At 73.2% G+C, this 14,692-nt stretch carries 13 protein-coding genes; 4 read left to right on the top strand and 9 right to left on the bottom strand.

All coding sequences use genetic code 11. The features are described 5' to 3' along the window. Window positions 1–89: 89 nt before the first annotated feature. Window positions 90–1,508 carry an amidase gene (locus tag H4O22_RS02260; RefSeq protein WP_220451260.1) on the bottom strand — a complete coding sequence of 473 codons (1,419 nt, stop codon included), beginning with the start codon at window positions 1,506–1,508 and terminating at the stop codon, window positions 90–92. Window positions 1,509–1,708: 200 nt separating this feature from the next. On the opposite strand from H4O22_RS02260, the gene casG reads away from it, so the two are divergent. Beyond that, window positions 1,709–3,352: a steroid-24-oyl-CoA synthetase gene (gene casG, locus H4O22_RS02255; protein ID WP_182525481.1), complete on the top strand. Its 1,644-nt coding sequence runs from the start codon at window positions 1,709–1,711 to the stop codon at window positions 3,350–3,352. On the opposite strand, the gene H4O22_RS02250 is transcribed toward casG, so the two are convergent. The 5 genes from H4O22_RS02250 to H4O22_RS02230 all read right to left on the bottom strand — a co-directional run bounded on the left by H4O22_RS02250 (window position 3,349) and on the right by H4O22_RS02230 (window position 7,767). Continuing rightward, on the bottom strand, window positions 3,349–3,963 hold the full coding sequence (locus tag H4O22_RS02250; protein ID WP_182525480.1) for a TetR/AcrR family transcriptional regulator: 615 nt from the start codon (window positions 3,961–3,963) through the stop codon (window positions 3,349–3,351). The genes casG and H4O22_RS02250 overlap by 4 nt on opposite strands. 98 nt (window positions 3,964–4,061) lie before the next feature. Continuing rightward, window positions 4,062–4,835, bottom strand: coding sequence for an SDR family NAD(P)-dependent oxidoreductase (locus H4O22_RS02245; protein ID WP_182525479.1), 774 nt, complete (start codon window positions 4,833–4,835; stop codon window positions 4,062–4,064). Between the two features lie 27 nt (window positions 4,836–4,862). Continuing rightward, a complete protein-coding gene (locus H4O22_RS02240) occupies window positions 4,863–5,639 on the bottom strand; it encodes an SDR family oxidoreductase (protein ID WP_182525478.1) in 777 nt (258 codons plus the stop codon). A gap of 98 nt (window positions 5,640–5,737) precedes the next feature. Beyond that, on the bottom strand, window positions 5,738–6,922 hold the full coding sequence (locus H4O22_RS02235; RefSeq protein WP_182525477.1) for an acyl-CoA dehydrogenase family protein: 1,185 nt from the start codon (window positions 6,920–6,922) through the stop codon (window positions 5,738–5,740). Between the two features lie 38 nt (window positions 6,923–6,960). Then, complete coding sequence (locus tag H4O22_RS02230) at window positions 6,961–7,767, bottom strand: IclR family transcriptional regulator (RefSeq protein WP_182525476.1); 807 nt, start codon at window positions 7,765–7,767, stop codon at window positions 6,961–6,963. A 270-nt stretch (window positions 7,768–8,037) separates the two neighbouring features. Between H4O22_RS02230 and H4O22_RS02225 the strand changes: the two genes are divergently transcribed. From H4O22_RS02225 to H4O22_RS02215, 3 genes are read left to right on the top strand one after another with little or no spacing between them, the layout of a single operon-like run. Further along, window positions 8,038–9,195 carry a 3-ketosteroid-9-alpha-monooxygenase, oxygenase component gene (locus H4O22_RS02225; RefSeq protein WP_182525475.1) on the top strand — a complete coding sequence of 386 codons (1,158 nt, stop codon included), beginning with the start codon at window positions 8,038–8,040 and terminating at the stop codon, window positions 9,193–9,195. Further along, window positions 9,195–9,554, top strand: a complete 360-nt coding sequence (locus H4O22_RS02220) for a hypothetical protein (RefSeq protein ID WP_220451259.1) — start codon at window positions 9,195–9,197, stop codon at window positions 9,552–9,554. The genes H4O22_RS02225 and H4O22_RS02220 overlap by 1 nt, the downstream gene beginning before the upstream one ends. Then, window positions 9,551–10,339, top strand: a complete 789-nt coding sequence (locus tag H4O22_RS02215) for an SDR family NAD(P)-dependent oxidoreductase (RefSeq protein ID WP_220451258.1) — start codon at window positions 9,551–9,553, stop codon at window positions 10,337–10,339. The genes H4O22_RS02220 and H4O22_RS02215 overlap by 4 nt, the downstream gene beginning before the upstream one ends. Window positions 10,340–10,443: 104 nt before the next feature. Here the strand turns inward: H4O22_RS02215 and H4O22_RS02210 are convergent, their stop codons facing one another. The 3 genes from H4O22_RS02210 to H4O22_RS02200 all read right to left on the bottom strand — a co-directional run bounded on the left by H4O22_RS02210 (window position 10,444) and on the right by H4O22_RS02200 (window position 14,580). Beyond that, entirely contained in the window at window positions 10,444–12,570 is a 2,127-nt protein-coding gene (locus H4O22_RS02210; protein ID WP_220451257.1) for an oxidoreductase, read from the bottom strand. Between the two features lie 498 nt (window positions 12,571–13,068). Continuing rightward, window positions 13,069–13,800, bottom strand: coding sequence for a TetR/AcrR family transcriptional regulator (locus H4O22_RS02205; protein WP_220451256.1), 732 nt, complete (start codon window positions 13,798–13,800; stop codon window positions 13,069–13,071). Window positions 13,801–13,884: 84 nt separating this feature from the next. Continuing rightward, window positions 13,885–14,580 carry a hypothetical protein gene (locus tag H4O22_RS02200; protein ID WP_182525473.1) on the bottom strand — a complete coding sequence of 232 codons (696 nt, stop codon included), beginning with the start codon at window positions 14,578–14,580 and terminating at the stop codon, window positions 13,885–13,887. Window positions 14,581–14,692: the final 112 nt, after the last annotated feature.

Raw genomic sequence — 14,692 nt, 5'->3', positions numbered from 1 at the left:
GGTCTCCTCCCAGATCTTGGGTCGGAGGCTAGGTTCCGGTGACCCGCGCCACAGGCCCGGATTCCACTCAGCGGGAGGCCCCCGGCAGGTCAGTAGCCCGGGGCCCGGAGCGCCCAGGGCGCGGCCTGCTCGACCTGCGCCGCCAGGGACAGCAGCAGCCCCTCGCCACCCAGGTCCGCGGCGACCTGGACGCCCACCGGGAGCCCGCGCTCGTCGCTGCCGAGGGGCAGCGACATCGCGGGCTGACCGGTCAGGTTGAAGACGCTGGTGAACGCCGCGAACCGCCCGCCGTGCTCCCAGACGGTCTCCGGGCGCATCGTGTCCAGCGTGCCGAGCAGCGGCACCGGCTCGGCCACCGTCGGGGTGAGGAGGACGTCGTAGGAGCTCAGCTGCCGGCCCAGCCGCCAGCCGACCCGCTGGGCGGTCTCGAGCGCCCGGGTGACGTCGGCGCCGGTCAGCGTCGCGCGGTAGTGGTCGAGGAGGAGCCGGGTGAACGGCTCGAGGTCGTCGTCGCGCAGCTCGCGGCCGAGCGCGGCCAGCCGGGCGTCGACGGCGGCCACCAGGCCGGAGCCCATCAGGACGGCGCCGCCGCCCTGGGCGTCCTCGAGCCGGTAGTCCAGGGTGGTCTCGACGACCTCGTGGCCGAGGTCGGTGAGCAGGTCCGCCGCGCGTCGCAGCACCGCGACGACTTCGGGGTTCGCCGGCTCGCCGTCGCCGGGGGCGGTGGCCAGGGCGACCCGGAGCCGGCCGGGCGGGCGTGCGGCCAGCTCGACGTACGGCGCCGCGGGGGCCGGGGCGCCGAACGCGTCGCCCGGCAGCGAGCCGTGGGCGACGTCGAGCAGCAGCGCGCTGTCGCGCACGGTGGTGGTGAGCGCGTGGTGCACGCTGACCGGTCCCGCGAGCAGGGAGGGGTACGGCGCGGGGCTGACCCGGCCGCGGCCCGGCTTGAGCCCGAACAGGCCGTTCATCGCGGCGGGGATCCGGATCGACCCGCCGCCGTCGCTCGCCGTCGCGACCGGCACCATCCCGGTCGCGACCGCCACGGCCGAGCCGCCGCTGGACCCGCCGGTGGACCGGTCGAGGTCGCGCGGGTTGCGGCAGGGCCCGAACAGCTGCCCCTCGGTGCTGGCGTTGAGGCCGAGCTCGGGCACGTTGGTCGTGCCCAGCACGACCGCCCCCGCCGCCCGGTAGCGCCGCACCAGCTCGCTGTCCTCGGTGGCCACCCCGTCGGCGAACAGCCGGCTGCCCTTCGTCGACGGCAGCCCGGCGACGTCGGCGTACAGGTCCTTGACCAGCACCGGCACCCCGCGCAGGGGTCCCTCGGGCAGGCCGGCGTCGACCTCGGCGAGGGCCTGCTCGAACCGCGGGTGCGCGATGGCGTTGAGGTCCGGGTCGTGCCGCTCGATCCGCGCGATCGACTCCTGGACGACCTCCCGGGCGTCCAGCTCGCCGGCGCGGATCGCGGCGGCCAGGGCGGTGGCGTCGGTGCTGCCGTCGTCGGTGCGCACGGTTCTGCCTCTCGGTGGGTGGGGAGCAAGCCTCGGAGTGACCGGCACCACCCTCGGCCCGGCGGTCCCGCTCACCGGGACGCCGCGCGGGTCGCCGGCGCACCGGGCGGGCCGAGTCCCGATGATCGGAAGGCCGGTGCGGCGCAGGTCACTCATCCTCGATGATGAGTCGCCGCACGACCACGATCCGAGGAGAACGCATGAGCCAGCAGACCGACCCCCGACTCGCCGCCCAGCAGGTGGTCGCCGGTCTGTGCGCCCCCGGCGCGCCGTTCGAGCTCGAGTCGGACGAGGTGCTGGGCGCTCCGGTGCAGGTGTTCGTCCGCCGGCGCCGCGCCCTGCACGAGCTGCTGGCCGACTCCGTCCAGCACGGCGAGCGCACCTACGTCGCCACCCTCGAGGAGCGGCTGAGCTACGCCCAGCACGCGGCGATGGTCTCCTCCCTCGCCCAGGCGCTGCGCGAGGACCACGGCGTACGCCGGGGCGACCGGGTCGCCATCGCGGCCGCCAACACCACCGAGTGGATCGTCACCTTCTGGGCCGTCACCTCGATCGGTGCGGTCGCCGTCGGGTTCAACGCCTGGTGGTCGCCGCGCGAGCTGGCCTACGGCCTCGAGCACGCCACCCCGGTGCTGGTGGTCGCCGACGAGAAGCGCCGGGCAGCGCTCGAGGGCGCCACGGTGCCGGTGCTCGGCCTCGACGACGTACGCCGGCTCGCCGCGGCGTACCCGGACGCCCCGCTCCCCTCCGCCGACGTGGCCGAGGACGACCCGGCCGTCATCCTCTACACCTCCGGCACCTCGGGCCGCCCCAAGGGCGCCACGCACTCGCACCGCAACCTGCTCTCGGTCGTGGAGTACCACCGGCTCAACGACGCCATCCTCGGCGCGTTCGGCGACCCGACCGACCCGCGGGACCGCAGCTACCTGCTGGCGATGCCGCTCTTCCACATCGCGAGCCTGCACAACCTGGCGGTGCCGCGCCTGGCCACCGGCAGCAAGGTCGCCCTGCACCTCGGCGCCTTCCAGGTCGACCCGGTCATGCGGCTGGTCGAGCAGGAGCGGGTCACCAACTGGGGCGCGGTGCCGACGATGGCCTCGCGGCTGCTCGAGGCCGACCTCTCCGGGTACGACACGTCGTCGCTGAGCGCGTTCGCGCTCGCCTCCGCGCCGTCGTCGCCGCAGCTCAAGCAGCGCCTGCGCGACCACCTGCCCTTCGCCTCCTCGCTGGTCGACAGCTACGGCCTCACCGAGTCGTGCACGGCGGTCGCCGTGGCCAGCCCCCTCGACCTCGCCGAGGCGCCCGGGACCCTGGGCCGCCCGATCGTCGGGGTGGAGATGGAGATCCGTGGCGCGGACGGGCAGCCCGTGCCGGCCGGCGTCGAGGGCGAGGTCTGCGTGCGCAGCGCGTACAACATGCTGGGCTACTGGGGCGACGAGGAGGCCACGGCCGGCGCCCTGCGCGAGGGCCGCTGGCTGCACACCGGCGACCTCGGCACCTTCGACGAGCAGGGCCGGATCAGCCTCAGCAGCCGCCGCTCCGACCTGATCATCCGCGGCGGGGAGAACGTCTACCCCGCCGAGGTCGAGGCCGTCGTCGCCGAGCACCCCGACGTCGCCGAGTGCATCGTCCTGGGCGTCCCCCATCCGGACCTCGGGCAGGAGGTCGGCGCGATCGTCGTCCCGGTCCCGGGCGCGGACCTCACCGATCTCGAGGACCGGCTGCGCACGCACGCCGTCGACGCGCTCGCCTACTTCAAGGTGCCGAGCCGCTGGCGGATCGCCGCCACGCCCCTGCCCCGCAACGCCACCGGCAAGGTGGTCCGCCGCGACATCGGCTTCTAGTCGGCCGTCGCGGCGTCCTCGCGCCCCCGCAGCATCAGGCGGCAGATCAGCTCGGTGTCCGCGGCGAGCTGATCGGGGTCGTCGCGACGGTTGAGCGCGGTCATGACCACGCCGTACCACGCCTCCTCGAGCAGGCGCAGCAGCCGCAGCTCGTACGGCGTGGGGTCGTCGAGCCCGCCGGCGGCGCGCATCAGGTCGGTGAAGAGCTGGGTCACGCCCTCGTCCGGCGACTGGGCGATGGCGGCGTTGTTGGACTGCATCATCGCGTGGGCCAGCAGCGGGTTGTCCAGCAGGTCGCGACCGGCGCGCACCAGGAGCCGGGCGATGCCCTGGTCGGGGGTCTCCCCCACGCGCGAGCGCACCCCGAGGGCGGCCAGCTGCTCGACCCGGGTGTGCATCAGGGCGGTGAACAGGTGCGTCTTGGACGGGAAGTAGCGGTAGAGCGTCGCGATCGCCACGCCGGCGTCGCGGGCCACGTCGACCATCTGCACCCGCTCGAGGCCCTTGGTAGCGCCGTGCCGCGCGGCCGCCCGGAGGATGCGGTGGTAGCGGTCCCGCTGGTCGGCCGAGGTGGGCTCGGCGGGCGGCCGGTCCCCGGCGAGGCGTGGCACATCTTCCCCCTCTGAGTGGCGTGGCCCCCATGGTGCGCCTGGAGCCCAAGTGACGTGGCGCACATCACCCGCTGAGTGGGACGGACGACCGGACCTCGTCAGCCGAAGAACGCCTGGCCGCCGTCGAGGGGCACCGTGGCGCCGGTGAGGTAGCGCAGGTCCGGGCCGACGAGGGCCACCACCGCGCGGCCGATGTCCTCCTCGCAGTCACCGAGACGCCCCATCGGAATGCTGGCCACGAACTCGGCCGCCTCCTCCGGGTTGGTCTCGGTCCACCACTGCAGCCCCGGTGAGAGCGCGTGCGGGGCGATCGCGTTGACGCGGATGCCGTCTCGCGCCCACTCGACCGCGGCGGTGCGGGTCAACGACTTCAGGGCCACCTTGGCGGCGGCGTAGGCGCCGTACGTCGAGGAGTCCCAGCGCACCATCGCCGAGGTCACCAGGTTGATGATCGAGCCGTCGCCGGTGGCCTTCAGGTGCGGGTGGGCGGCCTTCATGAAGGCGAACGCCGCGAACGGCCCGGTCCGGAAGCCCTTCTGGAAGGCTCGTTCGCTCAGCTCGAGCAGCGGCCCGTGCGCGCCGGCCCAGGCGTTGTTGACCAGGATGTCGAGACGGCCGAAGCGCGCGGCGACGGCGTCGACGACGCCGGGCACGGCGTCGGTCTCCGCGACGTCGCAGACGAACGCCTCGGCCTCCACCCCGCGCTCACGCAGCTGCCGGCAGGTCTCCTCCAACGTGGCGGCGGTCCGGCCGAGGACCGCCACGGAGACGCCGGCACCGGCGAGGGCCAGGGCGATCCCCTGCCCCACGCCCTGTCCGGCGCCGGTCACCAGCGCCACTCGCCCGGCCAGCGGCCCGTCGTGCGCGTCCATCGTGCTCCCTGGTCGGTGGTGCGGTCCTCAGAAGTGCGAGGCGGGCCGCAGCGTCGCCTCGGCGCCGCCGTCGACGTAGATCACCTGGCCGGTGACGTGGGTGAGCTCCGGCGAGGACAGGAAGCCGATCACCCGCGCGATGTCCTCCGGCGCGGAGTAGCCGTGCAGCGGCATCGGCACGGCGGTGTCCATGACCTGCTTCATCTTCGGGTCGCTCACCAGGGAGGCGGTCATCGCGGTGAGCACGACGCCCGGGGCGACCACGTTGATCGAGATGCCCGCGTCGGCCCACCCGGGGGCGACGGCCGTACGCCGGGCCCACTGCGCCAGCGCCGCCTTCGAGGAGGGGTAGAGCTGCTGGGGGCGGCCGTCGGCGAGGACCGCGGCGGTCGCGCGGTCGGCGGCGTCCGGGTCGCCGGCCAGCAGCGCGTCGACGAGCGCCTGGTCCACCGGCTGGGTGGCGGAGATCGACCCGACGAGCACCACCCGCGGCGCGGGCGAGGCCGCGAGCGCCGAGCGGAGTCCGGAGACCAGGTCGGTGGTGCCGAAGAAGTTGACCGCGGGCAGCGCGGGCGAGGACCCCGAGAGGCCGGCGCAGGTGATCACGCCGTCGACGACGCCGCCCGAGGCCTCGAGGACGTCGGCGACCGCCTGCGCCCGGCCGTCCGGGGTGCTGAGGTCGGCGGTGACCTCCGTGTCCCGCAGGTCGACCCCCAGGACGCGGTCACCGCGCTCCTCGAGGAGGTGACGGACTGCTGCGCCGATGCCGGAGGCGGCACCGGTGACGACGACGAGACGGGACATGGGTTCCTCCACTGGGTCGTTCACGGTGGTTCACGGTCGGCTCGACGGCGTGGTCGGCCTCGTCCTCGATTATCCCGCGGCGCCCCAGCCGCGGTCCCTCAGATCATCGCGAGCAGCGGCCCGGGGGCGGGCGCCACGCCGATGTCGGTCAGCGCGGAGACGTGGAAGACCGCGCCGGGCACGTGGATCGCGTGCGCGAGGCCCATGTGGCCGTCGCGCCAGAACCGCTGGATCGGGTTGTCCATGCGCAGGCCGTTGCCGCCGGAGCGCGCGACGACCTCGTCCATCGCCCGCACCGCGCGCCACGCGGAGGCGACCTGGGTACGGCGGGACGCGGCCCGCTCGGCGAAGGTGATCTCGCGGCCGGCCTCGGCGGCGTCGTAGAAGCGGCTGACGTTGTCGAGCATCGCCAGCCGCGAGACCCGGATCTCCTCGGCGGCCGCGCCGATCGTGGAGAGGACGTACGGGTCGTCGGTGACCTTCGTCCCGGTGACCTGCACGCGGGTCCGCTGGTAGGCCAGGTGCGCCGCGAGCGCCCCCTCGGCGATCCCGATGACGGCACTGGTGATGCCCATCGGGAAGGCCGTGGTGAACGGGATGTGGTACGTCGGGTTGGTCAGCCCGGCCTCGCGCGGCTGGGAGCCGTCGAGGAACTTCCCGAACGACACCACCCGGTTCTCGGGAACGAAGGCGTCCTTCACGACGACGTCCTTCGACCCGGTCCCGCGCAGACCGACGACGTCCCAGCTGTCCTCGACGATCTCGTAGTCCGAGCGCGGCAGGATGACGTGGTAGCTCCGCGGCGGGGAGAGCCGGTTGCCCTCGGCGTCGCCCATGAACGCACCCAGGAAGATCCACTGGCAGTGGTCGGTGCCGGAGGAGAACTGCCAGCGGCCGTTGAAGACGTAGCCGCCGTCGACGGGACGGAGCACGCCCATCGGGGCGTACGGCGAGGCGATCCAGGTGTCCTGGTCCTTGCCCCACACCTCCTCCTGGACCGACGGGTCGCACATCGCCATCTCCCAGGGGTGCACGCCGACGATGCCGGCCACCCAGCCGGTCGAGCCGTCGAGCGAGGCGATCCGCATGACGGTCTCGGCGAACTCCCGCGGGTGCGCCTCGGCGCCGCCGTACCGGGCCGGCTGCAGCATCCGCATCACGCCGGTGTCGCGCAGCAGCGCGGCGGCGGCGTCGTCGAGGCGGCCGAGACGCTCGTTCGACTCGGCCAGGGCGACGATCTCGTCGGCGCGTTCCTCGACGGCGGCCAGGGCGGGGTGGGTCATCGTTCCTCCTGGTGGGGTGCCGGCACCGTGCCGGCGGGTCAGACCGAGTGCAGGCCGCGCGCGGAGCGACGGTCGAGGTCGGGGTAGAGCTCGAGGGAGACCCGGCGCGCGGCGTCGAGGACCAGCGGCGCGACCCGCTCCAGCGGGGTCGTGGAGTCGCCGACCAGCGAGATCGCGCCGATCGGACCCTCGGGCGCCCGGATCGCGGCGGCCACGCACGCGATGTCCTCGAAGCACTCCTGGCGCTCGATGGCCAGGCCGTGGCGGCCGCGGACCCGGTTGAGCTCCTGGTGCAGGGCCGTGAGGTCGGAGATGGTGCGCCCGGTCCGCGCGGACAGGTCGGCGCCGACGCGCTCGTCGACGTCCTCGGCGGGCAGCCAGGCCAGCATCGCCCGGCCCAGCGCGGTGCAGTGGGCCGGGGCCCGGCCACCGACCTTCGAGGGGACCGAGGTCGCGTAGCGCGCGCCGATCTTGTCGAGGTAGCGGACCTGCCCGCCCTCGAGGACCGCGAGGTGGACCGTGAGGCCGGTGCGGACCATCAGCGAGTGCAGGTGCGCGGCGGCGACGGCCCGCAGCTCGGAGCTGTCGTCGGCGACGCCGCCCAGGTGCAGGGCGCGCGGTCCGAGGCTGTAGCCGAACGACGAGTGCTCCAGCCAGTCGGCCTTCAGGAGCTGGTCGAGGATCCGGTGCGCGGTGGACCGGGGCAGGTGGGTCAGCCGGGCGACGTCCTCGAGCGCGAGCCGGGTCGAGCGGCTCGGGAAGGCGTCGAGGATCAGGGTCATCCGCTCCACCATCGACGGCGGCAGCTCACGGCGCTCAGCGGCTTCGGCGGACACGACGGTCATGGGGCTCCTCGGGCAAAACTGAAATACGTTCTAGTTTCGGTGGCAGGCGCCACAGTACGGGCCTACCGGCGTGCACGGAAGTTAGAACTGAAATTCATTCTGGTGTCGGCCGGGCGCTGGGCACGCCGCGAGCCGGCGCTGGTGTCCGCGCGCCACGTCCGCCCCGGCCCGTGCCGGTGAGTGGGACCGCGACCTCCCGCGTCCGCGGCACCGGACGGACACTCGACGGACCGCCCAGGATCCACCGGGCGCCGCAGAACGGAGCAGCAGATGAGCGTCGTCAAGGACGAGGTCCGGCACATCGAGGCGGAGGCCGCCCCCACGAGGTTCGCCCGGGGCTGGCACTGCCTCGGGCTCGAGCGTGACTTCGTGGACGGCAAGCCGCACCAGGTCACCGCGTTCGGTCAGAAGCTCGTGGTCTTCGCCGCCTCCGACGGCTCGGTCAAGGTCCTCGACGCCTACTGCCGCCACATGGGCGGCGACCTCTCCGCCGGCACGGTCAAGGGCGACGAGATCGCCTGCCCCTTCCACGACTGGCGCTGGGGCGGGGACGGTCGCTGCAAGCAGATCCCGTACGCCCGCCGCGTCCCGCTCCGCGCACGTACCCAGGCCTGGCCGACGATGGTCCAGGACGGCATGCTCTTCGTCTGGAACGACCCCGAGGGCAAGCAGCCGCCGGCCGACGTCACCATCCCGCGCATCGAGGGCTACGAGGACCCCGAGTGGAGCGACTGGGTCTGGTACACCACGGTCATCGAGGGCGCCAACTGCCGCGAGATCGTCGACAACGTCGTGGACATGGCGCACTTCTTCTACATCCACTACTCGTTCCCGACGCACTTCAAGAACGTCTTCGAGGGCCACGTCGCCACGCAGTTCATGAACGGCGAGACCCGCGAGGACATCCTGCCGCCGCGGCGGGAGGGCAAGACGCCGCCGCCGGCGGTCAAGGCGCAGACCTCGGTGGCGAGCTACCACGGCCCGTCGTTCATGATCGACGACCTCGTCTACCACTACGAGGACTTCGACGTCCCGAGCGTGCTGATCAACTGCCACTACCCGATCGACGCGAACTCCTTCGTGCTCCAGTACGGCGTGATGGTCAAGAAGCTGCCCGGCCTCGACGACGAGGCGGCGACCCTGATGGCGCAGAAGATGGGCAACTTCATCCGGCTCGGCTTCGAGCAGGACGTCGCGATCTGGCAGAGCAAGGCCCGCATCGACAACCCGCTGCTGTGCGAGGAGGACGGGCCGGTCTACCAGCTCCGCCGCTGGTACGAGCAGTTCTACGTCGACGTCGCCGACGTGACCCCGGAGATGACCGAGCGCTTCGAGTTCGAGGTCGACACCACCCGGCCCAACGAGGCCTGGCGCCGGGAGGTCGAGGAGAACCTCGCCCGCAAGCGCGCCGAGACCAGCCCGGTCTGATGGCGGTCCGGCCGGACAACCGGCTCGCCGACGGCCCCATGACCCAGGTCGCCTGCCTGACCTGCGGGGCCCACGTCGAGGCCCGCAAGAGCAGCTGGGAGCAGACCAGCGTGCAGTGGCACGCGGACGCCGTCGAGCGCTGCCTCGAACGGCGCGCCTCCAGCCCGCGGCCCGGCCCCAACGGCGCCGCGTTCGCCGGGTGCCAGGCGATGCGGGAGAGCATCGGTCAGGCCGCCCTCCGCGGCGAGCTGACCGTCCAGGACGGCGCCCCGCTGCCGACCAACCCGGACCACCCCGAGCACCCCGAGCACCCCGAGCAGCCGGAGGCGCTGGCCGCCCTCGGCGAGGAGAACCGATGAGTGACACCCAGCCCCTGGGTCGGCTCGCCGGCCGGGTCGCGGTCGTGACCGGTGCCGGGGACGGCATCGGCGCCGCGGTCGCCCGCGCGTACGCCGCCGAGGGCGCCAAGGTCGTCGTCGCCGAGCTCTCCGAGGAGTCCGGTCGCGCCGTCGCCGCCGAGGTCGACGGCCTCTTCGTGCGCACCGACGTCTCCGACAAGGCCCAGGTGCAGGCCATGGTCGACGCGGCCGTGAGCACGTACGGCTCGATCGACGTGCTGGTCAACAACGCGTGGGGCGCGGCGACCATCTGCCGGGTCGAGGACAAGACCGACGCGATGATCGACAGCGCGCTGTCGGTGGGCTTCCGCGGGCCGCTGTGGGCCATGCAGGCCGCCTTCGGCCACATGAAGGAGCGCGGCTGGGGCCGGGTCGTCAACATGTGCAGCCTCAACGGGGTCAACGCGCACGTCGGCAGCCTGGAGTACAACGCCACCAAGGAGGCGCTGCGCACCCTCACCCGCACCGCCGCGCGCGAGTGGGCGCCGACGGGCGTCGTGGTCAACGCGATGTGCCCCGGCGCCAAGAGCGCCGCCTTCCGCCGCGTGATGGGCGCGCACCCGGAGATGGAGGAGATGGCCGACCGGGGCAACCCGATGGGCCGGATCGGCGACCCGCTGACCGACATCGCGCCGGTCGCGGTCTTCCTCGCCAGCGACGAGTGCCGCTACCTGACCGGCAACACGCTCTTCGTCGACGGCGGCGCGCACATCAACGGCGTGGCCTGGCAGCCCGACCTGCCCTGACCGGCACACCGGGACGCACTTCTCAGGGAGAACCTGATGTTCCGGGGCATCGCGATGGCCCCGAACATCAGGTTTCCCCGGATCACCGGGGAAACCGGCCCCCCTCACAGCTCCCGGGCGACCCGCCAGGCCGTGTGGACCGCACCCTGGATGTAGCCCACCTCGGCGGCGTCGCCGACGACCTCGACGGCGATGCCGCGGTCGGCGAGCTGCTGGGCCAGCGGCGCCCCGGAGGTCACCTCCGAGGCGACCACGACGAGGTCGGCCGGGACCGCGTGCTGCTGGCCCTCGTGGTCGCGGAAGCGGACGGTCTCCGGCGTGATCTCCTCGAGCGTCGCCTGCCGCTCCACCCGCACCCCGTGGTCGGTGGCCCGTCGTACGGCGTTCCACCGCCGCGGCATCGCCATGGGGAGGCCGAGCTGCGCGCCGGCCTCCAGGACGGTGACCGACCGGCCGCGCTCGGCGAAGAACTCAGCCAGCTCCAGGCCGACCAGGGAGCCGCCGACGATCACCACGTCCTTGCCGACCGGCAGGAACGCGCGGGTCGCCCGGCGGATCAGCTCGGGCCGGCTCGTGACCCCGGTCAACCGGCCGGCCCGGGCCGCCCAGCGCATCGCGCGGCTGCCGCCGACCGCCTCGCCGCTGCCGGTCAGCATCGCCCGCAGGGTGTCGCCGGTCTGCACGTGCGGCAGGTCCGCGCCGGGGACGTCCGGCAGGCCTCGGTGCGCGCCGGTGGCCAGCACCACGACGCTGGGCCGGAGCGCCAGGATCGAGGCCACGTCGGCCCGGTGGTCGAGGAGCACGACGACGCCGAGGCGCTCGAGCTCGTGGGCCTGCCACTCCAGCAGCGGGCCGTTCGGAGGAGTCGTCAGCTGGGAGAACCACGCCGACCCGCCCAGCCGGTCCCCCGCCTCGACGAGCGTGACCCGGTGCCCCCGCTCCCGCGCGACCCGCGCGGTCTCCATCCCGCCCGGTCCGCCGCCGACCACCACGACGTGGCGCGGCGAGGGCACGGGCAGGAACACCGCCGCCTGCTCGTCGCCGAGCGCCGGGTTGACGGCGCAGACGGGGGTGTCGTCCCAGAAGTTCTGCTCCACGCACACGTAGCAGTTGATGCAGGGACGCACGGACTCCCGGCGACCCGCGCGCAGCTTGTTCACCAGCTGGGGGTCGACGAGCAGCTGCCGGCCCATCGCCACGAAGTCCGCGTCCCCGGAGGCGACGATCTCCTCGCCGACCTCGGGAAGCACCCGGCCGACGGCGATCACCGGGATGCCGACGGCGGCCTTCACCCGCCGGGCCTGCTCGCGGTACGCGCCGACCTCGTCGGGCAGCGGTCCCTTGAGGAAGTCCCGGAACGGGTTGCGGCCCCAGCCGGTCACGTGGATGGCGTCGGCGCCGGCCGCCTCGAAGAGGCGGGCGGCCTGCACCGTCTCGTCGGTGGTGAGCGCGCCCTCCTCGCCGTACTCCTCGCCGGCGACGCGCACCAGCACCGCCAGCCGGTCGCCGACGGCGCGGCGCACCGCGGCGATGACGTCGCAGGCCAGCCGGGCCCGGTTCTCCAGCGACCCGCCCCACGCGTCGGTACGACGGTTGTCGGCGCGGCTGAGGAAGCCGCCGAGGATGTAGCCGTGGGCGCAGTGGATCTCGATCGCGTCCGCCCCGGCCTCCATCACCCGCCGGGCGGCCTCGGCGAACTGGTCGACCAGCCAGGCGAGGTCCTCCTCGGTGGCCTCGCGGTACGTCGCGGTCCGGCCCTGGGTGACCGCGCCCATCGCGGCCAGCTCGGCCGGGGTGTTGTCGCGCAGGGAGCTCAGGTCGTACGACTCCTGCGGCTGCGACGGCACCAGCAGCGGACGCCCCTCGAGGGTGTCCACGCGCGCCACCTTCCCGTGGTGGGTGGCCTGCACGCACAGCAGCGACCCGGCGTCGTGGACCGCGTCGGCGAGCGCCCGCAGGCCGGGGATGAACCGGTCCTCGGAGAGACCGGGCTCCTTCATGCTCGTCGCGCCGACCGGGAACGACACCGCCGAGGCCGAGGTGATCACCATGCCGGTGCCGCCGGCGGCGCGGGCGACGTAGTGCTCGACGTCCTCCTCGGAGATCACGCCGTCGTGGCAGACGTTCATGTCCATCGCCGGCATGATCACCCGGTTCGGCAGGGTGATCGGGCCGATCCGCCCGGGGGCGAGCAGGTGGGTGAAGAGCTGTCCGGTTCGCCGCGTACGCACGGACGGACGCTAGGTGCGCCCCGGCAAGCGCGTCCACCGCCTCCCGGACACCGGGACCGCCGCCCCACCGCGGCCGCTCTCCGACGGCAGTCGGAGCGCCATCTCGGTGAAGCAGGCGAACTGGTTCCTGCAGACCAGGCGCGCGACCCCGTCGTCGGCGTGGACGGGACGCACCGGGACGCCGACGCGACCGCAGAGTGCGCAGTCGGCACGCTCCCTCGACACAGCCATGCCACCCCGCCTCTCCGCCGCCCTGACCACCCACCTTGCCACAGGCTGGCTTACGTCGTAAGCCCCTTCGTCGAACGGGGTAGTCCGACACACCCGTGTCGTTGCGGACCGTCAGAACAGCAAGCCAGTGGCGGAGTACCCCGCTGGGGCCGTTCTGCGGATAGTCCGGCACGTTCCGGTCGCCCCCGGCGGCGTTTCACGACCGAAACGTGCCGGACTATCCCGAAAACGGGTCGGCGGGGAGCGCCGTCTCGGGGGTGCGGACGGTCAGACGGTCCCGTTGCGAATCAGCTCGAGCCGCCGCAGCAGCTCCTCGAGCGCGTCCTCGAACTCGATGGCGGACTGGTCCTCGGAGAGCGAGGGCCGCAGGCGGGCCACCGTCGGGTACTCGCTGAGGTCGCGGTCGTGGTTGTCCTCCTCGAGGGTGTCGAGGGGGCCGACGTCGGCGCCGTGGATGGCGACCTCGAGGAGCAGGTGCCCGAGCAGGAAGCTGGAGAAGGCGCGGTAGGCGCCGACCGCGCCGTCGTCGTCGAAGCCCTCCTCGAGCAGGGCGTTGAGGAAGCGCTCGACCCACGACACGTTGCGCAGCGGCGGCCGCAGCCAGGGCGCCTCCAGCGGCCGGGACGCGACCAGCGGGAAGACCTTGGGGTGGGCGATGCCCATCCGACGTACGGCGTGGGCGAGACGTTGGAGGAAGTCCTGCCAGCCGTTCACCGGGGAGTCGACGACGTCGGGGTCGGCCTCCATCTCGGCCATCACGTGCTCGACGACGGCGTCCAGGAGGTCCTCGCGGCTCGGGACGTACCGGTACAGCGACATCGCCTCGACGCCCAGGCGCTGCCCCAACCTGCGCATGGTCGGGCCCGGGAGGCCCTCCTCGTCGATGAAGTCGACGGCAGCCCCGACGATCCGGTCCCGGCTCAGCGCGGCCCGCACCGAGGGCTTGGCTACGCCGTCCACCACGTCGGTGTCGGCGTCGACGTACTCGTCGTTGCTCACAGGGGGAACCTCCGGCGCCATGATAGGAGGGCTCCGTGCAGACCGGGACGCACACTCCCGACACCCGGACGCCGGAGGGTCAGCTCACTGGGTGTTGACGGTGATCGTCGCGGTGCCGACCAGGAGGCCGGGCTTGACGGCGTCGGTCTTGAAGGTCTCGTTGAGCAGCGGTGCCGCCACGTCGGAGATCTTCACCTGGGTGCCTTCGAGGATGGCGGTGTCGCCCTGGGTCTGCAGCGGCTTGAGGGTGCTGCCGTCCAGCTCGAAGAGGTACGCGCTGGTCACGGCGGTCTCGCCGTTGACCGCGACGTCGCCGTACACGCGCGAGACGCCCGGGTCGACGTTCAGGTTGGTCAGGGTGACCGTGGTGTCACCGGCGCTCAGCGAGAGACCCGAGCCCTCGTGCTGGATCTGGCCGACCACGTAGTTCGGGACCGAGCCGGGCTCGAAGACCGAGACGTTGCCGCCGGTGATCGGGAAGACGAGCGAGCCGTCGGTCAGCTTGGCGTCGCCCTCCACGCCCGGTGTGAGCTTGAGGGAGGCCAACGCGTCGGTGAAGCCCTTGTCGAGGGCGATCGCGGTGTTCTGACCGCTGAGCGCCTCCACGACGGCGACCGGCTTCGGAGCCGCGGACGACGAGGCGGAGGACGAGGAGGACGAGGAGCTTCCGGAGACCGAGGAGTCGTCGTCGGAGCCACAGGAGCTGAGCGGGAAGGCGAGGAGCGCGGCCACGGCGATGCCGGAGGCGACGCGCTGGGGAGTTGCGTAGCGAGTACGCATGGGAGAACACATCCTTGGGACTGGGGTGCCGTGCCTGTCCTCGGTTCTTCGGCGCCGGGGCCGGTCCGGATTGGTCCACGACTCGCCGCGTGGTCGGCCCTGGCACAGTGAG

Source organism: Nocardioides dongkuii, from assembly GCF_014127485.1.
Classification (GTDB): Bacteria; Actinomycetota; Actinomycetes; order Propionibacteriales; family Nocardioidaceae; genus Nocardioides; species Nocardioides dongkuii.
The sequence above is the reverse complement of the archived record's forward strand: the minus strand, read 5'-3'. Positions and strand labels throughout refer to the sequence as shown.